The 8,873-nt window shown below is 67.7% G+C and carries 8 protein-coding genes and 2 tRNA genes; 8 read left to right on the forward strand and 2 right to left on the reverse strand.

Going from position 1 to position 8,873, the window contains the following annotated elements; genetic code table 11:
- Window position 1 precedes the first annotated feature (1 nt).
- Window positions 2–74: transfer RNA gene (locus A6I89_RS24145), tRNA-Gly, on the reverse strand.
- 476 nt (window positions 75–550) lie between these two features.
- Between A6I89_RS24145 and A6I89_RS24150 the strand changes: the two genes are divergently transcribed.
- Window positions 551–622 (forward strand) — tRNA-Val (locus A6I89_RS24150).
- Window positions 623–709: 87 nt separating this feature from the next.
- Here A6I89_RS24150 and A6I89_RS24155 read toward each other — a convergent pair.
- Complete coding sequence (locus tag A6I89_RS24155; protein WP_044990928.1) at window positions 710–1,438, reverse strand: SIMPL domain-containing protein; 729 nt, start codon at window positions 1,436–1,438, stop codon at window positions 710–712.
- Window positions 1,439–1,571: 133 nt separating this feature from the next.
- Here A6I89_RS24155 and A6I89_RS24160 point away from each other — a divergent pair, with 133 nt between their 5' ends.
- From A6I89_RS24160 to A6I89_RS24190, 7 genes are all read left to right on the forward strand, one after another.
- On the forward strand, window positions 1,572–2,060 hold the full coding sequence (locus A6I89_RS24160) for a TIGR02611 family protein (protein WP_044990905.1): 489 nt from the start codon (window positions 1,572–1,574) through the stop codon (window positions 2,058–2,060).
- A gap of 110 nt (window positions 2,061–2,170) precedes the next feature.
- Window positions 2,171–4,222, forward strand: a complete 2,052-nt coding sequence (gene thrS / locus A6I89_RS24165) for a threonine--tRNA ligase (protein ID WP_022595607.1) — start codon at window positions 2,171–2,173, stop codon at window positions 4,220–4,222.
- A complete protein-coding gene (locus A6I89_RS24170) occupies window positions 4,219–4,779 on the forward strand; it encodes an ATP adenylyltransferase (RefSeq protein WP_022595608.1) in 561 nt (186 codons plus the stop codon). Before thrS ends, A6I89_RS24170 begins: the two co-directional genes overlap by 4 nt.
- A gap of 94 nt (window positions 4,780–4,873) precedes the next feature.
- Window positions 4,874–5,560, forward strand: a complete 687-nt coding sequence (pgsA, locus tag A6I89_RS24175; RefSeq protein WP_022595610.1) for a phosphatidylinositol phosphate synthase — start codon at window positions 4,874–4,876, stop codon at window positions 5,558–5,560.
- Window positions 5,557–6,462, forward strand: a complete 906-nt coding sequence (locus A6I89_RS24180) for a phosphatidylinositol mannoside acyltransferase (RefSeq protein ID WP_022595611.1) — start codon at window positions 5,557–5,559, stop codon at window positions 6,460–6,462. Before pgsA ends, A6I89_RS24180 begins: the two co-directional genes overlap by 4 nt.
- The gene (locus A6I89_RS24185; RefSeq protein ID WP_005513550.1) at window positions 6,459–7,586 is read left to right on the forward strand and encodes a glycosyltransferase family 4 protein; all 1,128 of its coding nucleotides are present in this window, start codon (window positions 6,459–6,461) and stop codon (window positions 7,584–7,586) included. The genes A6I89_RS24180 and A6I89_RS24185 overlap by 4 nt, the downstream gene beginning before the upstream one ends.
- Window positions 7,583–8,599, forward strand: coding sequence for an NUDIX hydrolase (locus tag A6I89_RS24190; RefSeq protein WP_044990907.1), 1,017 nt, complete (start codon window positions 7,583–7,585; stop codon window positions 8,597–8,599). The genes A6I89_RS24185 and A6I89_RS24190 overlap by 4 nt, the downstream gene beginning before the upstream one ends.
- Window positions 8,600–8,873 lie beyond the last annotated feature (274 nt).

Here is an 8,873-nt window from a genome sequence, read left to right on the forward strand (position 1 = left end):
GAGCGGATGACGGGATTCGAACCCGCGACCCTCACCTTGGCAAGGTGATGCGCTACCAGCTGCGCTACATCCGCATTTCGCTCCGGCGGGGCGTTTCGGCCTCTCCGGTGCAGCTCCGGTTCGGCGTTTCCGCTTTCCCGGTGCGGTGAGAACATTAGCGGACCATTTGAGAAAGGCACAAATCGGCAGGTCAGAGTAGAAAACAGGGGTTCGAGGGCAGCTTTCGGGAGGATGGTGGACCGGCGAAACTGCGCGATAACGGACTGGTCGTCTCGAAATCCGTCATCCATGGCCCGATGTATCCGTAGTCGGTGATTTCGTGGCCGACGTGGGGTCGGTCGCCGCCCCGGCAAGTGTGCCCAAGCTTGCCTGGTCCCCGCACGCGTACACGTGCGCGAGCGCGTGCGCGAAGCTGCCGGCCGGGTGCCCGGTCGGGCGAGTCGAGGCGCGTTCGGCGGGGCCGAAATGAATGACAACCAGGGGATTCGTGTTCGGCGCGAGTGCGTGTTAGTGTTTCGTCTCGTTCGACCGCGAGCATTCGGCGCGGTTCGGTCCCGTGGCTCAGTGGAAGAGCGTCCCGTTCACACCGGGGAGGTCGCTGGTTCGATCCCAGCCGGGACCACACCGAAAAGCCCCGTCCGGAATCCGGACGGGGCTTTTCTGCATTTTCGCAGCCCGCAGCCCGCGGTCGCGCGGGCGTGCCGGGGGATCAGCGGATGTCGTATGTGACCGCGACGTTCACGCTCAGCTCCTGCGAGCCCGGCTGGATCGGCACGGCGTCCGCAAGCGCCATGTCGGGTGTGCGCATGTAAGGAGACGGTGATCCTGCCGCCTGCGGCGGCACCTCGACGATCGAGCGGACCTTCCCGAGTTCCACTCCGGCCGCCTCCGCCATCTGCCGAGCCTGGTCCTGGGCCTGTTGTACGGCTCGACTGCGTGCCTCGGCGCGCAATTCGCTGTCGTCGGAGATGGAGAAGCTCGTCTGCTGTACCCGAACGGCGTCACCGGTGGCAGAGGCGGCCGCGTCGATGACCGCACCGGCCTGGGAGACGTCGTGCAGGGTGGCGGTCACCTGGTTGGTGACCTGATACCCGTCGATACCGGCTCCACCCGGCGCCCACGTCGGGTTCACCGACAGCTCGCTGGTCCTGATGTCCTCGGCGGCCACACCCTTGCTCTCGAGCGTGTCGATCAGGGCAGTGGCCCGCTGCGAGTTGTCCTGCAGCGCGGCCTGCGCCTCGGCGGCCTGGGTCTGTACTCCCAGCACCACCGTCAACGTGTCGGGTGTTCCCGTGATCGTGCCGGTGCCCTGGGAGCTGATCCCCGTCGGTTGGGTGCCCGGAGAATCGGACTGCCCCGAGGCGCAACCAGTGAGAGCGAGGAGGAAGCCGGCAGCGGCAACTGTCGCGATTGTGTGTTGGGTCTTGAACGTCGGCATCGGCTCACTATCGCGGATGGGGTCCCACTGGAGGTCCACTTCTCCCGAATCGACATTCCGGCGGGTATGTGCGCGTCGGTACGCTCGACATACACCGGTGTGCGAGCCGGTAGGGACGGCGACGCGACGGTGGGTGCGGATCATGGACGGTCAGGCGGTGAGCAAGCCCGCGGACGGAGGCGGGCCGGTGGAGTCCTCCGAGCGCGACGGATTCCGTCCGATCGAGCGGGTCGAGAATCGCTGGTTGCGGTGGCGTCGGCGAATCGCGCGAAACACCTCACTGAACCTCGCCTATCGGATCGGCGTCGGTGTCGTCGGCGCGCTCGTCCTCGCCGTCGGCATCGTCACGATTCCCTATCCCGGACCGGGGTGGCTGATCGTGTTCGCCGGCCTGGGGATCCTCGCCTCCGAGTTCGCCTGGGCGTACCGGCTCCTGCACTGGGCCCGCGCCCGCTACGACCGATTCATGATCTGGTTCTCGGAGCAGTCCGCCTTCGTCAAGTTCCTCGGGCTGCTGTTCACCACCGCCGTAGTACTGGCGACCTTGTGGATCCTGGGAACGTTCGGGTTGGTCGGAGGCTGGGTCGGGCTCGAGCAGCCGTGGCTGGAGAGTCCGCTGTAGCACTCGCGTGACCCGGCCGCGGGACGGATCCACGTGGCTTCGGGCCGTGCCGATAACATGGGTTCGCCCCTCATCCGGGGGCACACCCTCATACATAGGAGCGCATCGCCGTGACCACGCCCGCATCCGTCACCCCCGCCGCACGTGTCCAGGTGCCAGCCGGGACCACTGCGGGCACGGCGGTTCGCGATGCCGGACTCCCCGGCAAGGGCCCGGACGCGATCGTCGTGGTCCGCGATGCCGACGGTAATCTCAAGGACCTGTCATGGACGCCGGACGTCGATGTCGAGGTCGAGGCGGTCGCCGCCGACACCGAGGACGGGCGCAGCGTGATCCGGCACTCGGCCGCACACGTGCTCGCGCAGGCCGTCCAGCAGGAGTTCCCCGAGGCGAAGCTCGGCATCGGCCCGCCGATCAAGGACGGCTTCTACTACGACTTCCAGGTGGAGCGCCCCTTCACCCCGGAGGATCTGGCAAAGCTCGAGAAGCGGATGAAGAAGATCGTCAAGGATGCGCAGCGCTTCTCGCGCCGCGTCGTCGAGGATCTCGAGGACGCCCGCACCGAACTCGCGAACGAGCCTTTCAAGCTGGAGCTCATCGACGACAAGTCGGGCATCGACGACCCCGAGGTCATGGAGGTCGGCGGCGGCGAGCTGACCATCTACGACAACCTCAACCCGCGTACCGGCGAGGTCATCTGGAAGGACCTGTGCCGCGGTCCGCACATTCCGACCACCAAGTACATCCCGGCGTTCAAGATCACCCGCAGCTCGGCGGCCTACTGGCGGGGTGATCAGAGCCGCGAGGATCTGCAGCGCATCTACGGCACGGCGTGGGAATCGACCGAGGCCCTCGACAAGCACCTCGAGTTGTTGGCCGAGGCCGAGCGCCGCGACCACCGCAAGCTCGGTGCCGAACTCGACCTGTTCTCCTTCCCCGACGAGCTCGGTTCGGGACTGCCGGTGTTCCATCCCAAGGGCGGCATCATCCGCCAGGAGATGGAGAACTACTCCCGCAAGCGCCACGTCGAGGAGGGCTACGAGTTCGTCTACTCGCCGCACATCACCAAGGGACATCTGTACGAGGTCTCCGGTCACCTCGACTGGTACAAGGACGGCATGTTCCCGGCGATGCATATCGACGAGGAGCTGAACGAGGACGGCACGGTCCGCAAGCCGGGCCAGGACTACTACCTCAAGCCGATGAACTGCCCGATGCACAACCTGGTGTTCGGATCGCGGGGACGCTCCTACCGTGAGCTGCCGTTGCGTCTGTTCGAATTCGGCTCGGTGTACCGCTACGAGAAGTCCGGCGTCGTGCACGGACTCACCCGGGTTCGCGGCATGACGCAGGACGACGCGCACATCTACTGCACCAAGGAGCAGATGCGCGACGAGCTGACCACGACGCTGAAGTTCGTGCTCGGCCTGCTGAAGGACTACGGCCTCGACGACTTCTACCTGGAGCTGTCGACCAAGAACCCCGACAAGTTCGTGGGCGACGACGCGCTGTGGGAGGAAGCCACCGAGACGCTGCGCGAGGTCGGCGAGGCGTCGGGCCTGAACCTGGTGCCGGACCCGGGCGGAGCCGCCTTCTACGGCCCCAAGATCTCGGTGCAGGTGCAGGACGCGCTCGGCCGCAGCTGGCAGATGTCGACGATTCAGCTCGACTTCAACCTGCCCGAACGTTTCGACCTCGAGTACACCGGAAGTGACGGCACCAAACAGCGTCCGGTCATGATCCACCGTGCGCTGTTCGGTTCGATCGAGCGGTTCTTCGGCGTCCTCACCGAGCACTACGCGGGCGCGTTCCCGGCGTGGCTGGCGCCCGTCCAGGTCGTCGGCATCCCCGTCGCCGAGGCGTTCGAGGATCACCTGTTCGACGTCGTCAAGCAGCTCAAGGCCGCAGGCGTGCGCGCCGAGGTCGACGTCAGCGACGATCGCATGCAGAAGAAGATCCGCAACCACACCACCCAGAAGGTGCCGTTCATGCTTCTCGCCGGCGAGCGGGACGTCGAGGCGGGCGCGGTCAGCTTCCGCTTCCGTGACGGCACCCAGGTCAACGGCGTGCCGGTCGCGGACGCCGTCGAGACCATCGTTGCCTGGATCGGTCGTCGCGAGAACGCGTCGCCCACAGCTGAACTCGTGGGTGGTGCCCAGTGATCGAGCGAGCGGACGGCAGCGCCGACAACGACACACTCGTCGACACCGGGCCGGGTGATCCCGACCGCTTGCAGCGACTGTGGTCGCCGCACCGGATGTCGTACATCGCGGAGGCGCCCAAGGCGTCGAAGTCGAGTGAGGGACCGTTCAGCGAGATCCCGAAGATGACCGACGAGGAAGGGCTGATCGTCGCGCGCGGCGAAGCGGTGTACGCGGTCCTGAACCTGTACCCGTACAACCCGGGCCACCTGATGGTGGTGCCGTACCGCAGGGTTGCGGCGCTCGAGGACCTCACGCCCGAGGAGAGCGCCGAGTTGATGGCGTTCACGCAGCAGGCGATCCGGGTGATCAAGCGGGTCTCGAATCCGGACGGATTCAACGTCGGTCTGAACCTGGGCGCGGCGGCGGGCGGTTCGCTCGCCGAGCACCTGCACCAGCACATCGTTCCGCGGTGGGGTGGCGATGCGAACTTCATCACCGTGCTCGGGGGTGCGAAAGTGATGCCGCAGCTGCTGCGGGAGACACGGGCGTTGCTCGCGGGGGCCTGGGACGAGTGATCGCCAAGGGCCGGCGGGGAAATCGCGTGGCAGGATCGGATGCGGGGTCCGCCGGGGCGCGGTACCGCGGTAGGTCGCGGAAGGGGGGAGAGGGATGCTGAGTTTCTTCGGTCGAGCGTCGGTGTCCAAGGTGACGGCGCCGATGGGCAAGGCGTTGGTGAAGACGGGGCTCACACCCGACGCGGTGACGGTGATCGGCACGATCGCCAGCATCGCGGGCGCACTGACCCTGTTCCCTTCCGGTCATTTGTTCTGGGGAACCATGTTCATCTGGTTCTTCGTCATGTTCGACATGCTCGACGGCGCGATGGCCCGTGCGCGCGGCGGCGGAACCCGATACGGCGCCGTACTCGACGCGACGTGCGATCGAATCGCCGACGGCGCCATCTTCTCGGGCCTCGCGTGGTGGGCGGTCTACCACGAGAACAGCAAGAGCCTGCTGATCGCGACACTGATCTGCCTCGTGAGTTCGCAGGTGATCTCGTACGCCAAGGCCCGGGCCGAGGCGAGCGGGCTGTCCGCGGACGGTGGTCTCATCGAGCGACCGGATCGGCTGATCATCGTCCTGGTCGGTGCCGGGTTCACCGGAATCGCAGGGCATTTCGACATCGCATGGCTGCACTGGGCCGTGTACGTCGCGATGTGGATCCTCGCCGTCGCGAGCATCGTCACCGTGTTCCAGCGCGTACTCGCGGTACGGAACTCCGCCGGTGCCCGTGACCTCCTCCCCATCGCGCCCAAGAACGACGAGCAGCCCTCCGGTGCGGGGGAGGCGTCGTGAGCGTCGCCGAGAAGGCCGCCGACCTCGGGTACGCCAGCGGGTGGCGAGTCGTCCGGGCGTTGCCGGAACGGATGGCCGTCGCGATGTTCGACGCGGGTGCCGATTTCGCGGCGCGCCGGCACGGTGGTCCACAGCAGTTGCGGCGCAACCTCGCCCGCGTGCTCGGAGTGGCTCCGGAAGACGTGCCGGACGACCTGATCCGGGACTCGTTGCGCTCCTACGCCCGGTATTGGCGCGAGGCTTTCCGCCTGCCGTCGATGGATCTGGCCGCGACAGCGGCCGCTGTCGACTCGAGTGTCGAGGGTCAGGCGTATCTCGAGCAGGCGATGGCCGCCGGCAAGGGCGCCATCCTGGCGCTGCCGCACAGTGGCAACTGGGACATGGCCGGAGTGTGGTGCACCCAGACGTGGGGTGGACTGTCGACGGTCGCCGAGCGGCTGAAGCCGGAGTCGCTCTACCTCCGTTTCGTGGCGTATCGCGAGAGCCTCGGGATGGAGATCTTTCCGCTCAGCGGCGGCGAACAGCCACCCTTCGGGGAACTCGCGAAACGACTGCGCGAGAACAAGGTCGTGTGCTTGCTCGGCGAGCGGGATCTCGCGGCCAAGGGCGTGCCGGTCACCTTCTTCGGGGAACCGACCCGCATGCCCGCGGGGCCGGCCAAGCTCGCGATCGAGACCGGGGCCGCGCTGCTGCCGGTGCACTGCTGGTTCACCGACGGCGGTTGGGGCTTCTCGATCGATCCGCCGATCGACGTCTCGTCCGGAATCGGCGGCGCCACCCAGGCGCTGGCAGACCGCTTCGAGGTCAACATCGCCGCCCACCCCGCGGACTGGCACATGCTCCAGCCCCTGTGGCTCGACGACCTGTCCGAGTCCCGTCGTGCCCGCATGGAGTCGCGATGAAGATCGGAATGGTCTGCCCGTACTCCTTCGACGTACCGGGCGGTGTGCAGGCGCATGTCGTCGAGCTCGCCCAGGTGCTCATCGAGCGCGGACACAAGGTGAGCGTGCTGGCCCCCGCGTCGGAGGGCACGGAACTGCCGGACTTCGTCGTCTCGGCCGGCCGCGCGGTCGCCATTCCCTACAACGGATCGGTTGCGCGCCTGACGTTCGGGCCGGTCTCGTATGCGCGGGTGCGGCGGTGGATCGCCGACAACGACTTCGACGTCCTGCACATCCACGAGCCCAACGCCCCGAGCCTGTCGATGCTCGCGATGAAGATCGCGGAGGGGCCCATCGTCGCCACGTTCCACACCTCGACCACGAAGTCGTTGGTGCTGAGCACCTTCCAGAGTGTCCTCCAGCCGTACCTCGAGAAGATCAGCGGCCGGATCGCGGTGTCCGAACTGGCCCGGCGGTGGCAGGTCGAATCCCTGGGCTCGGACGCGGTGGAGATTCCCAACGGCGTCGACGTGCCGGCGTTCGCGAACGCCGCGCCGCTGCCGGGGTACCCGCGGCCCGGCCGGACCGTGCTCTTCCTCGGTCGGTACGACGAGCCCCGCAAGGGCATGGCGGTGCTTCTCGGCGCACTGCCCACATTGGTCGAGAAGTACCCGGACCTCGAGATCCTCGTGGTCGGACGGGGTGACGAGGAGAAGCTGCGCAAGGAGGCCGGACGCTTCGCCGGCCACCTGCGCCTGCTCGGCCAGGTGAGCGACGCGGAGAAGGCGTCGGCGCTACGCAGTGTCGACGTGTACTGCGCGCCGAACCTCGGCGGCGAGAGCTTCGGCATCGTGCTCGTCGAGGCGATGGCGGCGGGCGCGCCCGTCGTCGCGAGCGAACTCGACGCGTTCCGCCGCGTACTGCGTGACGGCACCGCGGGTCTGCTCGTCCCCGTCGGCGATTCGGCGGCTCTCGCTGCCGCCATCGATTCCGTACTCGGAGACGAGGATCGGCGGCGCGCACTCACCGACGTCGCGAGTGTCGTCGTCGGCGAGTACGACTGGCCGGTGGTGGCCGAGCAGATCCTGCGGGTGTACGAGACCGTGACCGTGGGTTCGACGGGTGTGCGTGAGGTGCGTTCGTGACCTTCTCGGCAATGACCATCCTGGTCCTCGCGTTGATCGCGGCAGTCGTCGCAATCGTTGGCGCGTGGGCGTACGGCACCGCGAACCGCCTGGATCGCCTGCACGTGCGGTCCGATCTGTCGTGGCAGGCGCTGGATGCGGCACTCGCTCGCCGGGCCGTCGTCGTGCGCGCCATCGCGGCGGCAATGGCGTCGGCTCCGGGGGAGAGCAGGCGTCTGTCGACGCTCGCCGGTCAGGCCGAACGCGCCGAACGCGCCCAGCGGGAGTCCGCCGAGAACGCCCTGTCCGGGGCGCTGGCAACTCTCGACGCGCACACGTTGCCACCCCAGCTGGTCGCCGAACTGGCCGACGCCGAGGCCCGCGTGCTGATCGCGCGCAGGTTTCACAACGACGCCGTCCGCGACACGCTGGCGCTACGCACCCGGCGGCCGGTTCGCTGGCTGCACCTCGGGGGCACGGCGCCGCTGCCGACCTACTTCGAGATCGCGGAACGCGGGGAGCAGCCCGATCTCCAGCTCGACGAGATCCGCACGTCGGCACGGGTGGTGATGCTCGACGACCGGGGTCGTGTGCTGCTGGTGCGCGGCCGTGATCCGGAGAAGCCCGACACGTCGTTCTGGTTCACGATCGGCGGCGCCGTCGAGACAGGGGAGACTCTGCGGGCCGCCGCGGTCCGGGAGATCCACGAGGAGACCGGTCTCACGGTGGAGCCCGACGACCTGCGCGGCCCGCTGTGGCGTCGGGTGGCGATCTTCCCGTTCGCCGGTGAGCTGATCCGCTCCGAGGAACTGTTCTTCGCTGTCCGCACCGAGGAGTTCGTCCCGCACCGAGGCGGTTTCACCGACCTCGAACGCCGCACGATCCTCGAGCACCGGTGGTGTACCCCCGCCGAGATCCGGGCGATCCAGGGCGGTGGCGAGGCCGTGTACCCGCAGGATCTGCCCGAGTTGCTCGACGAGGCCAACATGGCCGTGGTCCGGGTCGACGAACCCGAGGTCCGCGCGATCCGCTGAGCCGCCGAAGTGCACGTTTCGCTATGACCGTCGCCACAACAGGCCAGGTATCGGGCACTGGCTATGGGGGCGGTGGCGGCGTCGTCATAGAATTGGCCACGCGCTGTGGCACCACGAGTCCGAGACAGGCTCGGCTGGTCCCGGCGTGTCAGATCTTTCCCCGAAGCCGGCGAGAACCCAGGAGTTTGCTGTGAGCACCCCCGACACCACCCCCACTACCGGCACGGCGCGCGTCAAGCGGGGCATGGCCGAGATGCTCAAGGGCGGCGTCATC

Source organism: Prescottella equi, from assembly GCF_002094305.1.
Lineage (GTDB): Bacteria > Actinomycetota > Actinomycetes > Mycobacteriales > Mycobacteriaceae > Prescottella > Prescottella equi.

What these genes read in the sequence shown, in the direction of transcription:
- A6I89_RS24155 (WP_044990928.1), bottom strand. Translation starts at nt 1,438, where the DNA reads ATGCCGACGTTCAAGACCCAACACACAATCGCGACAGTTGCCGCTGCC.
- pgsA (WP_022595610.1), top strand. Translation starts at nt 4,874, where the DNA reads ATGCTGAGTTTCTTCGGTCGAGCGTCGGTGTCCAAGGTGACGGCGCCG.
- A6I89_RS24185 (WP_005513550.1), top strand. Translation starts at nt 6,459, where the DNA reads ATGAAGATCGGAATGGTCTGCCCGTACTCCTTCGACGTACCGGGCGGT.